13 protein-coding genes are annotated in these 14,625 nt (G+C 63.5%); 4 read left to right on the top strand and 9 right to left on the bottom strand.

What is annotated here, in order from left to right; translation table 11 throughout:
• Positions 1 to 222: 222 nt before the first annotated feature.
• The 4 genes from LQK84_RS14735 to LQK84_RS14750 all read right to left on the bottom strand — a co-directional run bounded on the left by LQK84_RS14735 (position 223) and on the right by LQK84_RS14750 (position 4,299).
• The gene (locus LQK84_RS14735; RefSeq protein WP_230829488.1) at positions 223 to 1,065 is read right to left on the bottom strand and encodes an ABC transporter permease; all 843 of its coding nucleotides are present in this window, start codon (positions 1,063 to 1,065) and stop codon (positions 223 to 225) included.
• Positions 1,066 to 1,070: 5 nt separating this feature from the next.
• Positions 1,071 to 1,952 (bottom strand): ABC transporter permease, encoded by an 882-nt coding sequence (locus LQK84_RS14740; protein WP_230829489.1) that lies wholly within the window; start codon positions 1,950 to 1,952, stop codon positions 1,071 to 1,073.
• A complete protein-coding gene (locus tag LQK84_RS14745) occupies positions 1,949 to 3,061 on the bottom strand; it encodes an ABC transporter ATP-binding protein (RefSeq protein WP_230829490.1) in 1,113 nt (370 codons plus the stop codon). The genes LQK84_RS14740 and LQK84_RS14745 overlap by 4 nt, the downstream gene beginning before the upstream one ends.
• Positions 3,062 to 3,123: 62 nt before the next feature.
• The gene (locus tag LQK84_RS14750) at positions 3,124 to 4,299 is read right to left on the bottom strand and encodes an extracellular solute-binding protein (protein WP_230829491.1); all 1,176 of its coding nucleotides are present in this window, start codon (positions 4,297 to 4,299) and stop codon (positions 3,124 to 3,126) included.
• Positions 4,300 to 4,467: 168 nt separating this feature from the next.
• Between LQK84_RS14750 and LQK84_RS14755 the strand changes: the two genes are divergently transcribed.
• Genes LQK84_RS14755 through LQK84_RS14770 form a run of 4 tightly spaced genes read left to right on the top strand, consistent with a single transcriptional unit; the run spans position 4,468 to position 9,301 of the window.
• A complete protein-coding gene (locus tag LQK84_RS14755; protein ID WP_230829492.1) occupies positions 4,468 to 5,190 on the top strand; it encodes a GntR family transcriptional regulator in 723 nt (240 codons plus the stop codon).
• Positions 5,191 to 5,243: 53 nt separating this feature from the next.
• Positions 5,244 to 6,431 (top strand): mannonate dehydratase, encoded by a 1,188-nt coding sequence (uxuA, locus tag LQK84_RS14760; RefSeq protein WP_230829493.1) that lies wholly within the window; start codon positions 5,244 to 5,246, stop codon positions 6,429 to 6,431.
• Positions 6,432 to 6,440: 9 nt separating this feature from the next.
• On the top strand, positions 6,441 to 7,856 hold the full coding sequence (uxaC, locus tag LQK84_RS14765) for a glucuronate isomerase (protein WP_230829494.1): 1,416 nt from the start codon (positions 6,441 to 6,443) through the stop codon (positions 7,854 to 7,856).
• Positions 7,853 to 9,301 carry a mannitol dehydrogenase family protein gene (locus LQK84_RS14770; RefSeq protein ID WP_230829495.1) on the top strand — a complete coding sequence of 483 codons (1,449 nt, stop codon included), beginning with the start codon at positions 7,853 to 7,855 and terminating at the stop codon, positions 9,299 to 9,301. The genes uxaC and LQK84_RS14770 overlap by 4 nt, the downstream gene beginning before the upstream one ends.
• Positions 9,302 to 9,319: 18 nt before the next feature.
• Here the strand turns inward: LQK84_RS14770 and LQK84_RS14775 are convergent, their stop codons facing one another.
• Genes LQK84_RS14775 through LQK84_RS14795 form a run of 5 tightly spaced genes read right to left on the bottom strand, consistent with a single transcriptional unit; the run spans position 9,320 to position 14,505 of the window.
• Entirely contained in the window at positions 9,320 to 10,675 is a 1,356-nt protein-coding gene (locus tag LQK84_RS14775; RefSeq protein WP_230829496.1) for an FGGY-family carbohydrate kinase, read from the bottom strand.
• A 14-nt stretch (positions 10,676 to 10,689) separates the two neighbouring features.
• Positions 10,690 to 11,019 carry an L-rhamnose mutarotase gene (gene rhaM, locus LQK84_RS14780; protein WP_230829497.1) on the bottom strand — a complete coding sequence of 110 codons (330 nt, stop codon included), beginning with the start codon at positions 11,017 to 11,019 and terminating at the stop codon, positions 10,690 to 10,692.
• Positions 11,016 to 12,017 (bottom strand): ABC transporter permease, encoded by a 1,002-nt coding sequence (locus tag LQK84_RS14785; RefSeq protein ID WP_230829498.1) that lies wholly within the window; start codon positions 12,015 to 12,017, stop codon positions 11,016 to 11,018. Before LQK84_RS14785 ends, rhaM begins: the two co-directional genes overlap by 4 nt.
• Positions 12,014 to 12,994, bottom strand: coding sequence for an ABC transporter permease (locus tag LQK84_RS14790; protein WP_230829499.1), 981 nt, complete (start codon positions 12,992 to 12,994; stop codon positions 12,014 to 12,016). The genes LQK84_RS14785 and LQK84_RS14790 overlap by 4 nt, the downstream gene beginning before the upstream one ends.
• Positions 12,991 to 14,505, bottom strand: coding sequence for a sugar ABC transporter ATP-binding protein (locus LQK84_RS14795; protein ID WP_230829500.1), 1,515 nt, complete (start codon positions 14,503 to 14,505; stop codon positions 12,991 to 12,993). Before LQK84_RS14795 ends, LQK84_RS14790 begins: the two co-directional genes overlap by 4 nt.
• Positions 14,506 to 14,625: the final 120 nt, after the last annotated feature.

Below are 14,625 nucleotides of genomic sequence, written 5' to 3' on the forward strand. Positions count from 1 at the left end.
GCATTCGCAAGAATGGCGGCCTCGCATTTCACGATCCATCCCCCATCGCCGGAGAAGGATGGCCGTCCTCTCCGGCGCTTCTTTATCTCACGAAGAAGCCAGAAAATCATAAGACAAGCAATTCCAGCAAAAGTGGAAACCGGTTTCGCGTCCGGAATTGCGTAAAAACAAAGAGATAGAGCGTCTTCGCGTTTCGATGAAACGCGGAAACGCGCTAGCCGCTCAATGTGACGACTGCTGCTTGGCGCGCGTCACGATCTGCGTCGGATTGACGAATTGCAGCGCGATCACCAGCCAGAACAGCGTCGTGACCATGTAGACGACCGCCATCGCATCAATCGACTGCGAGGCCCGCACGCCCGAGGCGAATACCGCGTAATAGAGCGAAACGACGAGTGTCTGTGTCGTCGGCCCGGCGACGAGGAAGGTCAGCTCGAACATGGCGAGCGCCCTGACCAGAACCAGAAGCAGCGCGGCGAGCATTCCCGGCAACAGCAGAGGCAGCAGGATGCGCAGGAAAAGGCTCGTGGTCCCTGCCCCGAAGACGCGCGCCGCCGCCTCGATGCGCGGATCGATCTGCTCGATGAAGGGGATCATCACCAGCACCACGAAGGGGAAGGACGGGACGAGGTTGATGAGCACCACGCCCCAGAAGGTGCCGCCAAGGCCGAACTGGTAAAGCACGGTCGCCAGCGGGATGCCGTAGGTCAGCGTCGGGATCAGGAGCGGCAGCAGGAACAGGAGAACGACGATCTTCTTGCCCGGAAAGTCGCGCCGCGCCAGCGCATAGGCGGTCATGACGCCGAGCACGCCCGAGAGGATCGTCACGGTAAAGACGATCTCGAAGGTCACCAGCACGACATCGGACAGCTGGAACTCCTTCCAGGCGTCGAAATACCAGCGCGTCGTCCAGCCGGCGGGAAGCCAGGTTCCAAGCCAGCGCGTGGCAAAGGAATTGATGATCACGACAGCGATCACGCCCGCCAGATTGAGGACGAAGAGGCCGGCGATGGCCCAGATGGCAAAGCGCCAGATCTTCGAGGTGAGGCCCTTGTCACGGATCATCTGGATCAACCTTTCGTGCCGCCGGCAGGGCCGCGATAGAAGAGAGACCGGCCGGCGAGCACCAGCACGACAACGACAAGCTCGACGCCGCCCATGACCAGCGCAATCGCCGAGCCCATCGAGTGGTCATATTGCTCGAAGGCTGCCTGATAGGCCGCAATGGAGATCACGCGCGTCGGTCCGGCCGGCGCGCCAAGAAGGACGGCGGACGGGAAGACCGCATAGGCCTGAACGAAGGACAGACAGAATGTGACCGCCATCCCCGGAACCAGCAGCGGCAGGAAGATGCGGCCGAACCTTTGCCGCGGTCCCGCGCCCAGCGTCGCTGCGGCCTGCTCGATGGCCGGATCGATGCCGGACACATAGGAGAGCGTCAGCAGGAAGGCGAAGGGAAAGCCGGTGATGAGCAGCGAGGCGAAAACGCCCCAGTAATTGTTCGTGAGCTTCAGCGGCTCATGCAGAATGCCGAGCAGCATCAGGACATGGTTGAACCAGCCGCGGGGCCCGAGGAACGTCAGCAGGCCATCGGCGACGAAAACCGTTCCGAGCGTGATCGGCAGGACGAGGATCGTCGTCAGCAGCCGCTGCCGGCGCATCAACCGGACGCGAAAGGCGATCGGAACGGCGAGCGCGAGGTTGACGATCGTCACCGGCAGCGCCAGCCAGAGCGTCGCAGCGATCGTGCCGTACTGATAGGGATCGCTGAAGAATTTCGCGTAGTTCGCATACCAGACGCCGCCATCCTTGGGACGCAGGGAATCGATGACCCCGAAGGCGAAGGGATAGATGAACAGCGCAAGGATGAAGAGCAGCCCCGGCAGAATCAGCATCGTCGTGCCGTCAAGGCCACGGGCGGCAAGCCGGCTGCGAAGCGAAGGCGTACTCATGCCACATCTTCCCGGAAGATCAGGGCACGGCCGGGAGCCGGCGAAAGAAAGGCCGACGACCCGCGCGGCAAGGCCTCGTCGGCGCGGAAATAGAGTTCCGCTCCGGCAGCGGTGCGCGCCAGACCGAAGAAGGCGCGGCCACGATATTCGATGCTGACGACGGTCGCCGCAATGCCGGGACCCACGGCACTTGCCACGAGATCTTCGGGACGGATCGCGAGCACGGCGCTCTCCCCGCTTCGCAAGGCCTCGCGCGCAAGCCCGGAGAAGCGGCTGCCATCGACCTCGATTTCGGCGTCGTCACCGGACACCGAGACGATGCGACCCGGCATGCGGGTGCGGAAGCCCATGAAGTCGGCGACCGTCAGATTGACCGGCCGCTGGTAAAGCTCTTCCGGCGTGCCGATCTGCTGGATGCGGCCCTGGCTCATGACGACAATGCGGTCGGCCAACGACAGCGCCTCGTCCTGGTCATGCGTCACATAAATGGTGGTGGAGCCGACCTGGTCGTGAATGGCACGGATTTCGGCACGCATTTCCAGCCGGAGCTTGGCGTCCAGATTGGAGAGCGGTTCGTCCATCAGCACGACGGGCGGACGGATGACGATGGCGCGGGCAATCGCCACGCGCTGCTGCTGGCCACCGGAAAGCTGGCCCGGCAACTTGTCGGCCTGGCTTTCGAGCCGCACCATGGCGAGCGCATCGCGAATACGCCGCTCGGCCTCGGGGCCCTTGATGCCCTGCATGGCAAGGCCGAAGCCGACATTCTTGCGCACGCTCATGTGCGGAAACAGCGCGTAGCTCTGGAAGACCATGCCGAAGCCGCGCTTTTCCGGCTCCAGCTGGTCGATGCGGCGGCCGCCCAGGCGGATTTCGCCGCCGGTGAGATCCAGAAGACCTGCAATGCAGTTGAGTGCCGTCGACTTGCCGCAGCCCGATGGGCCGAGCAGGGCGATGAACTCGCCGGGCTCGATGGCAATGTCGATGCCGGCCAGTGCATGATAGGCGCCGAAGGCCCGACGAAGGCCGTCGAGTTCGAGACGTCCACCAATTCGGGATGCGCCGGTCCCCGCTGCGGGGGCCGCATGTTCTGCCAGTGCGTTCACCATATGCTCCATTCCGGAAAGACAGGCGATGCGGGGCGCGTGCTCCGCATCGCGAGCGCTTGCAATCAGCCCTTCTTGGAACCGATCTTTTCGTCCCAGATGCGGAAGGCTTCGACCATCTGCTTGGGCTTCAGCGGCACTTCCAGCGGATTGCCGGAAATCCACTCGGCATATTCCGGCCGGCCGAATTCCTTGATCACGTCCTGGCTGGCCTTCGGAGCCATATCAAGCGTGACGTCCTTCACGGCCGGGCCGGGATAGAAATAGCCGGCGTCGAAGGCGATCGCCTGCTGCTTGGGCTGCAGGATGAAGTTCAGGACGTCCATGAGGACGGCGACCTTCTCGTCCGACACACCCTTCGGAACCACGGCATAATGCGCATCCGTCACCCAGTGGAAGCCGTCGAGCTTGGCGACCTTGGCTTCGGCCGGCACGATGCCGAGCGCGCGCGGGTTGATGTCCCAGCCGGTGGTCGAAACCATCATGTCGCGGGTGCCTTCGCCGAGTTCCTTGCAGACCTGCGTCGTGCCGCTCGGGTAGTACTGGATGTTTTCGCCAAGGGCGGCGAGATATTCCCAGGTCTTGGCCCAGCCGTTGGCCGGATCAAGCGGATCCTTGTCGCCGAGCAGATAGGGGAGCCCCATCAGGAAGGTGCGGCCCGGACCGGAATTGGCGGGACGGGCATAGATGAAGCGGTTCTTGTTCTGCTTCGTCCACTCCAGCAGTTCCTGCGCGTTCTTCGGCGGGGTCTTCACCTTGTCGGGCATGTACTCGATGAGCGGGCCGGACGGATAATAGGTGACGACGATGCCCTGGTCCTTGGCCAGCGCCTGCATCTTCCAGGCCTGCGGCAGATAGATCTTTTCCAGATCCGGCAGATCGGCCTTGCGGGCCGAAAGGTCGAGCCAGAGTTCCTGGTCGAGACCGGCCGAAAGCGCATCCGTGCCGGTCAGAACGAGATCGATATCGACCTTGCCTGCGGTCTGCTGCGCCTTGATCTTGCCCGGCAGTTCGGGCGCCGGCGCCTTGGTGAAGGCGAAGCGCGAAACCCAGTCCGGCTTCTGCGCGGCATAGGCCTCGAACATGCCCTGCGTGAGCGCCAGATTGCCGGCAACATCGGTCACCGTTATTGTGACCGGGCTCGCCGGCTTCTTGATTTCCGCGAACAGGCGGCTGGGAAAGGACCCCATGACAACCGCGCCGGCCGCGCCTCCGACAAATGTTCTACGCGTAATTTTCATGCTGGCTCCTCCCTTTGTTTCAGGCCGGCACACAGGTGCCGCAACCGTGAAATCGACTGCAAAATGGTCTGAAATCTTCAGTCGGGCCCGACCTCCTCCGTCGTGGCCCTTGGCAAGTCTGATCAACTGATATACTAGTACACTTAACCCTGTCAACAGAGCCCTTTGATGACACAGAATGAGACCGTTTCCAGTTTCGACGACCCTTCGGCCGGCAGAAGGCCGGTTGGCCTTGTCCGCGTGACCACGGCGCGCGCCATCTACGAGCGGCTTCATGCGGACATCCTGTCGCTGAAAATGCCGCCCGGCATGGCGCTGCAGGAAAAGAAGATCGCCGAGGAATTCGGCGTCAGCCGCACGCCGGTGCGCGAGGCGCTGCTGCGCCTGTCGGAAGGCGGTCTGGTCGATATCTATCCGCAATCGGGAACGGTCGTCTCGCGCATCCCGGTCTCCGCCATCCCGGAAGCGGTCGTCGTGCGCAAGGCGCTGGAGGCCACCACGGTCGAGCGGGCGACCGAGATTGCCGATGCGGCTGCCATTGCGCGGCTTGACGCCATCATCGCGCGGCAGCGCACGCGCTCGGCGCTCGGCGACACATCGGGCTTCCACGAGGAAGACGAGGCCTTTCACGAGGCGATCACCCAGATCGCCGGCTATCCGGGGATCTGGAACATCCTGAAATCGGTCAAGGTGCAGATCGACCGCGCCCGCCGCATCACGCTTCCGATCCTCGGACGCATGGACAAGGTGATCCAGGAACATGTCGACATTCGCGACGCCATCGCTGCACATGATCTTGGTCGCGCCAGGGAGGCGATCCTGCATCATTTGAGCGCCGTCATTCCCGACGTTGCGGAATTGCGGCTGAAACACCCGGATTACTTCCGGTAAGCACAGACGAACATAAAAAAGACAGGCAGGCCGAAAGGCGGGAGGAGCAAGAGTTGCGGCAGGGTTGGAGATGGTTTGGGCCGGAAGCGCCGGTCACGCTGGATGAGGTGCGCCAGACGGGTGCGACGAATATTGTATCTTCGCTGCATCAGGTCCCGATCGGTCGGGCCTGGACGGAAAGAGAGGTCGCCGAGCGCAAGTCGCTGATCGAGACGACGCCGGCGGGCCGCTCGCCCCTCGCCTGGTCGGTGGTGGAGAGCATCCCGATCCCGGATGCCGTCAAGCGCATGGGCGGCAAGGCGAAGGCGGAGATCGAGGCGTGGATTGCCAGTCTCGAGGCGGTCGCCGCCTGCGACATCCCGATCGTCTGCTATAATTTCATGCCCGTGGTGGACTGGACCCGCACCGATCTCGATTACGAGATCGAGACGGGCGCAACGGCGATGCGCTTCGACCACGAGCGCTTTGCCGCCTTCGACCTTCATATCCTGCAGCGCCCCGGCGCGGAGGCTGAATATTCAGCCGAGGATCGCGCCCGCGCCCGCACCGTCTTCGAGGCGATGAGCGAGGCGGAGATCGCGGAAATCACCCGCAACATCGCATCGGCCCTGCCTGGCTCAACCACCGAGCCGATGACCGTGCCCGGTTTTCGCGAAAAGCTCGCGCAATATAAGGGCATCGACGCCAAAATCCTCAGGCAGCACCTCATCGAGTTCCTGGAGGCCGTGACGCCTGTCGCCGAGGCGCGCGGCGTCAAGCTGACGCTGCATCCCGACGACCCGCCGCGCCCGCTCTTCGGCCTGCCGCGCATTGCCTCGACGGCCGAGGATTATGCCGCGCTGTTCGATGCCGTTCCCTCGCCTGCCAATGGCATGTGCTACTGCACAGGCAGTCTCGGCGTGCGCGCCGACAACGACCTGCCCGCCATTGCCCGCCGTTTTGCGGAGCGGATCCATTTCGTCCATCTGCGCGCCACGAAGCGCGAGGGCGATGGCCGCTCGTTCCATGAGAGCGCGCATCTGGAGGGCGATGTCGACATGGTCGCCGTCCTCAAGGAGCTCGTCACTGAAGATCGCAAGCGTGATGGCGCGTCGCAGATCGTCTTCCGCTCTGACCACGGTCACCGGATGCTCGACGATCTCAGCAAGACGGTAACGCCCGGCTACCCGGCCATCGGGCGCATGCGGGGGCTCGCCGAGCTGCGCGGCATTCTCTACGCGCTCGGCGCGATCCCGAATTGAGGAACTGACATGGACTCCAGGAACGGCATCCTCCACCCTGACCGGCTTTTCCCGTCGGATCCTGCGACACGCACGGTCGCGCGCGACCTTTATGAAACCGTCAGCGATCTCCCGATCGTCAGCCCGCACGGCCATACGGAACCCGCATGGTTTGCCAATGACACGCCCTTCGAGGATGCTTCGGCCCTGCTGGTCATCCCCGACCACTACCTCTTCCGCATGCTCAACAGCGTCGGCGTCAAGCTCGACGATCTCGGCGTCCCGCGCCTTGATGGACAGCCGGTCGCCAGGGGGCGCGATATCTGGCGCGCATTCGCCCGGCACTATTCGCTGTTTCGCGGCACGCCGTCGAGCCTCTGGGTCGATCACGCCATGTCCGCCGTGCTCGGCTGCGACGAAGCCTTGAACGCGGAAAACGCCGACCGGCTCTACGACCACATCAACGCGCAGCTCGCAAAGCCCGAATTTCGCCCCCGCGCGCTGCTGACGCGCTTCGGCATCGAGACGATCGCCACGACCGAAGGCGCGCTCGATCTCCTGCCGCATCACCAGAAACTCGCCGTCGACGGCTGGATCGGCAAGGTGCGCACGACCTATCGGCCCGACACCGTCACCGACCCGGATGCGCCCGGCTTCCGCGACAACCTGATCAGGCTCGGCGAGTTCACCGGCGCAGACGTCACCCGCTGGGACGGCATGATCGAGGCCCATCGCAACCGGCGCGCCTATTTCCGCCAGTTTGGCGCCACCGCAACCGATCATGGCGTCCCCTCCGCCTTCACTGCCGATCTCGCACCGACGGAAAAGCAGGCGCTGCTCGACAAGGCGCTGAAGGGGCCGCTCTCCGCCACCGACGCCGAACTCTTCCGCGGCCAGATGCTGACGGAGATGGCGGGGCTTTCAGCCGAAGATGGCATGGTCATGCAGATCCATGCTGGATCGCGCCGCAACACGGATGGGCAGCTTTTCGCCACCCGTGGACCCAATATGGGTGCCGATATCCCCGGCCGGACCGACTGGGTTGGCGGCCTCAGCGCGCTGCTTGGCAAGCACGGTCATGCGCCGGGCCTGAAAATCCTGCTCTTCACGCTGGATGAAACGACCTATGCCCGCGAACTCGCCCCCATGGCCGGCTATTGGGAATGCCTGATGATCGGGCCTCCCTGGTGGTTCCATGACAGCCCCGCCGGTATTCGCCGCTATCTCGATCAGGTCTCGGAAACGGCGGGCTTCGCCAATCTCGCCGGATTCAACGATGACACCCGCGCCCTTCTGTCGATCCCGGCGCGACACGACGTCTGGCGTCGCGAGGTCTGCCGTTACCTCGCGGGTCTGGTGACGGAACATCGGATGACGAAACAGGAAGCGGAACTCGTCGCGCACGATCTCTGCTACGCGAATGCGAAGAAGGCCTACAAGCTGTGACGACACGCCTGCAAAATCCGGATGGCCTGCCCGCCTCCGTCACCCGCCCTGCCTATCGTCGCGATGCGCTCACCACCGGCATCCTGCATCTCGGACCGGGCGCCTTTTTCCGCGCCCATCTCGCCGTCTATACCGATGATGTGCTGGGTAAGGACACCCGCTGGGGCATCGAGGCCGTCAGCCTGCGCAGCACCGATGTGGTCGATCATCTGAACGAACAGAACGGCCTCTACAACCTTCTGGTCCGCGACACGGCCGGCACGACCGCGCGGGTGATCGGCTCGATCGTCAAGGCCCGCGCCGCCGTCCCCGATCCGGCGGGCCTGCTCGCGCGCCTCGCCGATCCCGCCATCCGCATCGTCAGCCTGACCGTCACCGAAAAGGCCTATGGGCTCGACCCGCGCACCGGCGGGCTCGATCTCGCCCATCCCGACATCGCCGCCGACCTTGCCAATCCCACCAAGCCACGCGGCGTCATCGGATATATCGTGGCTGGTCTCGCCGCCCGCCGGGCGCTGGGCCTGACTCCCTTCACGCCGCTCAGCTGCGACAACCTGCCGGGCAATGGCGCGGTGCTGAAGCGCCTGACGCTGGAGTTTGCCGAGCGCGTTGACGCGTCGCTGCGCCACTGGATCGAGGAGACGGTTCCCTTCCCCTCCACCATGGTCGATCGCATCACGCCGGCAAGCACCGACGAGACCTATGCGGACGCGGAGCGCCTGACCGGCCAAACCGATCTTGCCGCCATCGAGACCGAACCCTTTTCGCAATGGGTGATCGAGGATCACTTCGCTGACGGCCGGCCGGCCTGGGAAGCGGCGGGGGCGGTGATGGTTTCGGATGTCTCGGCCTATGAAAAGATGAAGCTGCGGATGCTGAATGGCGCGCATTCGCTGCTCGCCTATCTCGGCTTCATCGCCGGCCACGAATTCATCCGCGACACGATGCAGGACGCCGCGCTGAAATCGCTTGCCGAACGCCACATGGAGGCCGCCGCGAGAACGCTCGATCCGGTCTCCGGCATCGACCTTGGCGCCTATGCGTCCGACCTCATCGCCCGCTTCGAAAATCGCGCGATCGCCCACCGCACCTATCAGATCGCGATGGACGGAACGCAGAAACTGCCGCAGCGGCTGCTTCAGCCCGCGACAGAGGCGCTGGCGCGCGGCGAGGATGCCGAAACCTTTGCCATCGCCGTCGCCGGCTGGATGCGGTACGCGACAGGCCTCGACCGCGACGGCAAGCCCTATGAACTCCGCGACCCCCGCGCGGCCGAAATCGCAGAGCTGTTGAGCGGATCGGAGAAGGACAGCGGGAGCATCAGCCGCGCGCTCTTCTCACTGCCCGGCCTCTTCCCGGGAGCGTTGACCAGCAATGCGGCCTGGACGAGCAGGGTCGAGCAGGCGCTTGCGGACCTGCTTCGCGAAAACCGGATCTCCGCATAAGCGACCCTGGCGCGGTTTTCAAAGAGAAGCGCGCCAGGCCTCTGCATAACGCCGCAAGGCGATTTCATTCGCAGGCCGTTCGGCCTCACCTTTGGCCCCGGCAAGGCGCGCACCCCCGACCAGAAGGGCCGCGCCAATGCTGGTGCCAGTGCCCGCCACCGCCTCGACCGGACGGCCAGCGACAGCGGCGAGCATGGCGAGATAGGCACGGTTTTCCGCAAACGGCCCTTCGACCAGAACCGGACCTTGCGCGCCGACAATCTCGAGCCCCGTTGACGTCATCAGCGCCAGATAGAAGGAAACCGTGACATATCGCTCGGCCGGCGTAAGCCGTGACTGGTCGACCGTCCACACAGCATTGCGCCCCTGGAACGGGCCCGACTGGTTTTCGATCGCCGGCAGAAGCATGGACGCGCGCGCTAGAACGGAATCAATGTCGGCGGGCGCAAAATCCTTCGGCTGGTCGCCGATCAGCCGTTCGAACTCGCGTCCGCCCATGAAGCGGGCAGACGGCACCGGGTCGCCATAGGCGTTCACATTGACCAGCGTGTCACGGGCCGGATCAAGCGCCACTTTGGCGCCGCCGACGGCCATGGAAATCACCCAGGTTCCGGTGGAGACAACGGCAAACGGGGCCTCGCGCGCGGAAAGATGCGCATAGAGCGACGCGTTGGAATCGTGGATGCCGCAGATCACGGGTATATCGGCAGGAAGACCGGTTGCCGCCGCGATCTCCGGCAGGACCGGCCCGAGCCGATCGGCAGCACGCGCCACAGGCGCCATCAACTCCCGCCATCCCTCGCGGTCCACCAGCGAAGAGTAACGCCCCTCCTCCGGCATCCAGAGATCGGTATGGCAGCCAAGCGAGGTCACTTCGTTGACCGCCACGCCGCTCAACCGAAAGGCCCAGTATTGCGGATAGGTCAGGATCGTGCGGGTCTTTTCCTTGAGGCCGGGGAACGTGCGGAACTGCCAGAAAAGCTGCGCGCCGAGGTTCAGGCCGAGCGGCAGCCGGGCCGAGCCGGTCTCTGCAAATGGGGGACGCGCGGCATCATATTCGGCGGCCAGCGTATCGGGGCCGTCGAATTCATAGTCGAGCGCCGGCGCGGCAAGCTTGCCCTCCGCATCCAGAAGAACGGCAGACGCCCCATGCGTGGTGATCGAAATCGCGTCGACGCTGAACTCGGCCTGAAAGCGCTTCAACCCGTCGAGAATGAAAGCCCAAAGCCCCTCGACATCATAATGCGGATAGGGCGGGCCCTTGAGCACCGCATTCGGCCGCTTGGCGACGGCGATCTCGGTCAGGCTGCTCAGCTCGACGAGGGCGACCTTCGCATTGGTCTTGCCGATATCGATGACGGCGATGTGGCGCATGAGGGGCTTTCTGTTCATTCCATATGGAAGACGGGCGTGAGGTCGATGGCGATGGGCTCGTGTCTGTCGTTCGTCGCCATGATATCCGCCATATGCGCCCACCATTTCTGCATGACCGCCGTCTGAGGCAGCGCAGCCATCGTGTGGTCGCGGCGACGCCAGAGCACGCCGTAGAGCACGTTCGTCTCCTCATCGAGAAAGATCGAATAGTCCGAGACACCGGCCTCGTGCAGCAGGTCGACCAGTTCCGGCCAGATCTCGTCATGCCGACGCTGGTATTCCTGCCGCATGCCCGGATTGAGGAACATCTTGAAGGCATGTTTTTCGAGATTGGCGTGGCTCATCGGCGGCGGTTCCTGAATTTCCGGAAGACGATTGGCAAGGCGATGACGAAGATCAGCAGCACGCCGATGAAGATCGACATGACGATGCCCGGCACGTTGAGAAGCCCAAGCCCGAATGTGACAAGGCCCATGATGAGGGCTGCGATCACCACACCCTGGATCGTCCCCGCCCCGCCGAGAATGGACACGCCGCCCAGCACGACCATGGTAACGGCCTCCAGCTCCCAGCCGGCGGCAATCGAGGGCCGGGTGGAATCGAGCCGCGAGGTCAAGAGCACCGAGGCAATCCCCGACATCAGTCCCGTCAGCAGGAAGAGGATGAACTTCACCCGCTCGACGCGGATGCCGGAAAAGCGGGCGGCCACGTCATTATTGCCGATGGCAAAGACCTGCCGGCCAAAATTCGTCCGGTGCAGCAGCAGGTAATAGATGAACGAGAAGACGATGAAGAGAACGAATTCGAAGGAAAAGACCCAGAAGACATAGCCCTGCCCGAAATAGGCAAAGCTCTCCGGATAGCCTTTGAACGCCTGATCGCCGAGCACGATATAGGAAATGCCGCGAAAGAAGCTCATCGTACCGATGGTGACGACGATGGAGGGCAGGCCGAGCCCGGTGACGAGGAAGCCATTGAACGCGCCGCAGATGAGGCCTGTGACAATGCCGATCAGCACCAGTTCCGGCGTGCCCGCCCCATGCTGCAAGGCCAGCCCCATCATGGTCGAGGAAAGCGCAATGATCGAGGCGACCGAGAGATCGATTTCGCCGGCGATGATCAGCAGCGCCATGGCCAGAGCGATCAGCACCTTTTCGGTGAAATTGAATGTGGCATCCGACAGCGACCAGGGCGACAGGAAGTAGGGCGAAGCCAGCGAATTGACGATGAAGAGCACCACGCCGACGACGAGCAGCAGGCTCGGCCAGGAGAAGATCGCAGCCTTCAGCGGCGTGCCGAGACGGTCAGGGATGTGGCGGGTTTCGGGGGATTGCAGGCTCATGCCGCGGCCTCCGCTTGTCTGAGAATGAGGCGCTGGCTGCGCTTGGCGCCACGCCCGTTGAGGACCACGGCGAGGATGATGGCAGCACCCGAAATCGCCATCTGCCAGAAGGGCGAGATGTTGATGACCGGCAGCGCACCGTTGATGACGCCGAGGAAGAGCGCGCCGAGAACAGCGCCGGCGACTGTGCCGACGCCACCGGAAATCGAGATGCCGCCGATGACGCAGGCGGCCACCACGGTCAGCTCATAGCCGCGCGCCACTTCGACCGAGCCGATGACATAGCGCGACACCCAGAGATAACCGCAGAAGCCCGAGAGCAGGCCGGACAGGCAGAAGGCATAGAAGGTCGTGCGCCCGACATCGATCCCGGCATAGACGGCAGCCGTCGGATTGACGCCGACCGCATAGAAGGACCGGCCAAGCGAGGTGCGCGACATGAGGATCACGAAGGCGGCAACGACGGCCACCGCATACCAGATGAGCAGCGGCAGGCCCAAAAACTCGATGCGTGTATAGGCGACGAAAGAGGCCGAGAAGGCATCCGCATTCACCCATTGCCCGCCGGCAATCAGGAAGATGACACCGCGATAGATGGTGAGCGAACCGAGCGTCACGACGATCGCCGGAATGCCGAGCCGCCAGATGAAGAGACCGTTGAGCGCGCCGAGCAGCAGGCCGCAAGAGGTGGCAATCAACATCAGCGCAGGCACCGGAATGCCGGGTGCCGCCTTGTTGATGAGCGCCACAATCATGCCCGAGAGTGCGAGGTTCGAAGCCATCGAAAGATCGATGGAACGGGTCAGGATCACCACCATCTGGCCAAGCGCCAGGATCATCAGGATCGAGGAATCCTCGACGATGCCGGAAAGCCGGCCGGGATTCGCAAAGCCCGGCGCGCGCATGTCGGTGGCAAAGACAAGGGCTGCGATCAGCACGGCCAGCCAGAATTCCCGCAACTTGAGGATGGAACTCATGCGGCTTCTCCAATGCCTGCCGCCGCCCGGACCAGCGCTTCGGGTCGCAGAGCGGCATTGTTTTCAAATTCGGTGACGATGCGGCCCTCGCGCATGACGACGATGCGGTCGCTCATGCCCATGATTTCGGGCAATTCGGAAGAGACCATGATGACGGCGAGACCTTGGCCGGCGAGTTCCGACATGAATTCATGCACGGCCGCCTTCGAGCCGATGTCGATGCCCTTGGTCGGCTCGTCGAGAATGATGACGCGCGGCTTCGTCGCCAGCCATTTGGCGATGACGACCTTCTGCTGATTGCCGCCGGAAAGATTGCCGACATGCTGGTCGAGCGAGGCGGCGCGCAGATCCAGCCGCTCGGTATATTCGCGCGCCAGCCTGAACTCTTCGGCCAGACGCAGGAAGCCATGCTTCGAGGTCTTGTTGAGCGAGGCGAGCGTGACATTCTGGAAGATCGGCAGGCCCGTGATCGCCCCCTGCTTGCCGCGATCTTCCGGCACATAGACAATGCCCCGGTCAACGGCTTCGGCGGGCGAGCGGATGACGGCGACCTCGTCATCAATGCGCACCGCGCCCTTCGATGGTTTGGTGATACCGAAGAGCGATTGCATGACCTCGCTGCGGCCGGCGCCGACAAGGCCGTAGAAGCCGAGAATTTCGCCCTCGCGGAGCGAAAAGCCGATGTCGTCGAATTCGGTCGGATGGCAATAGCCGACGACCTTCAGCACTTCCGCGCCTGGCGTGACCTGCTTTTTCGGGAAGACCTGATCGACCGCGCGGCCGACCATCATGCGGACGATCTCCTGCTGGGACGTGTCCTTCAGCAGCCCCTCGCCCACCATCTCGCCATCGCGGAAGACGGTGTAGCGGTCGGCGATGCGATAGATCTCGTCGAACTTGTGCGAGATGAAGAGAATGGCCTTGCCCTGGCCTTTCAGGAGTTCGATGAGCTCGAACAGGTCCTGGATTTCCTTGTAGGAGAGTGCCGCCGTCGGTTCGTCCATGATCACGACCTCGGCATTCACCGACAGCGCGCGGGCAACGGCGACCAGATGCTTGTTGGCAATCGACAGGTCTTTCAGCTTCGTCTCCGGCGCGATATGGCCGGCGCCGATTTCGGTCAGCAGAGACTTTGCCCGCGCATTCATTGCACGCCAGTCGATCAGCTTCAAAGCCGTACGCGGGGCATGGCCGAGAAAGATGTTTTCCGCCGCCGACAGCTCGTCAAACAGAACCGTTTCCTGATGGATGGCGGTGATGCCGGCCTGAAAGGCGGCATGCGGGGAGGCGAGCGTGACCGGCTTGCCCGAGACGCGGATTTCGCCCTCGTCCGGCTGGTAGATGCCCGTCATGGTCTTGACCAGCGTCGACTTGCCGGCGCCGTTTTCGCCGATCAGGGCGGTCACTTCGCCGGGATAGAGGCGCAGCGCCACCTTGTGCAGCGCGCGCACGCCGGGGAAGGACTTCGAGATGCCCGACAGCTCTATCTTCGGCTCTTTTTGAGGGTTCATCGGCTCTGGTCCGGTCTGCTTCTGGAGATGGCAAAAGGGGATAAAAGAAAGCCGGCAAACCGGCTTTCGCGAGATCAGGATGGGGGGCAGCGGAGCCAGATGCTCCGCCGCCTTAAGCCT

Origin of the sequence: Rhizobium sp. C4 (genome assembly GCF_021026315.1) — a bacterium.
Classification (GTDB): Bacteria; Pseudomonadota; Alphaproteobacteria; order Rhizobiales; family Rhizobiaceae; genus Ensifer_A.

Excerpts from the sequence above, each read along its gene's own strand:
- uxaC (WP_230829494.1), top strand. The coding sequence starts at position 6,441 with ATGGACTCCAGGAACGGCATCCTCCACCCTGACCGGCTTTTCCCGTCG.
- LQK84_RS14750 (WP_230829491.1), bottom strand. The coding sequence starts at position 4,299 with ATGAAAATTACGCGTAGAACATTTGTCGGAGGCGCGGCCGGCGCGGTT.
- LQK84_RS14795 (WP_230829500.1), bottom strand. The coding sequence starts at position 14,505 with ATGAACCCTCAAAAAGAGCCGAAGATAGAGCTGTCGGGCATCTCGAAG.
- LQK84_RS14785 (WP_230829498.1), bottom strand. The coding sequence starts at position 12,017 with ATGAGCCTGCAATCCCCCGAAACCCGCCACATCCCTGACCGTCTCGGC.
- LQK84_RS14755 (WP_230829492.1), top strand. The coding sequence starts at position 4,468 with ATGACACAGAATGAGACCGTTTCCAGTTTCGACGACCCTTCGGCCGGC.
- LQK84_RS14740 (WP_230829489.1), bottom strand. The coding sequence starts at position 1,952 with ATGAGTACGCCTTCGCTTCGCAGCCGGCTTGCCGCCCGTGGCCTTGAC.
- LQK84_RS14745 (WP_230829490.1), bottom strand. The coding sequence starts at position 3,061 with ATGGTGAACGCACTGGCAGAACATGCGGCCCCCGCAGCGGGGACCGGC.
- rhaM (WP_230829497.1), bottom strand. The coding sequence starts at position 11,019 with ATGAGCCACGCCAATCTCGAAAAACATGCCTTCAAGATGTTCCTCAAT.
- LQK84_RS14790 (WP_230829499.1), bottom strand. The coding sequence starts at position 12,994 with ATGAGTTCCATCCTCAAGTTGCGGGAATTCTGGCTGGCCGTGCTGATC.
- LQK84_RS14735 (WP_230829488.1), bottom strand. The coding sequence starts at position 1,065 with ATGATCCGTGACAAGGGCCTCACCTCGAAGATCTGGCGCTTTGCCATC.
- LQK84_RS14775 (WP_230829496.1), bottom strand. The coding sequence starts at position 10,675 with ATGCGCCACATCGCCGTCATCGATATCGGCAAGACCAATGCGAAGGTC.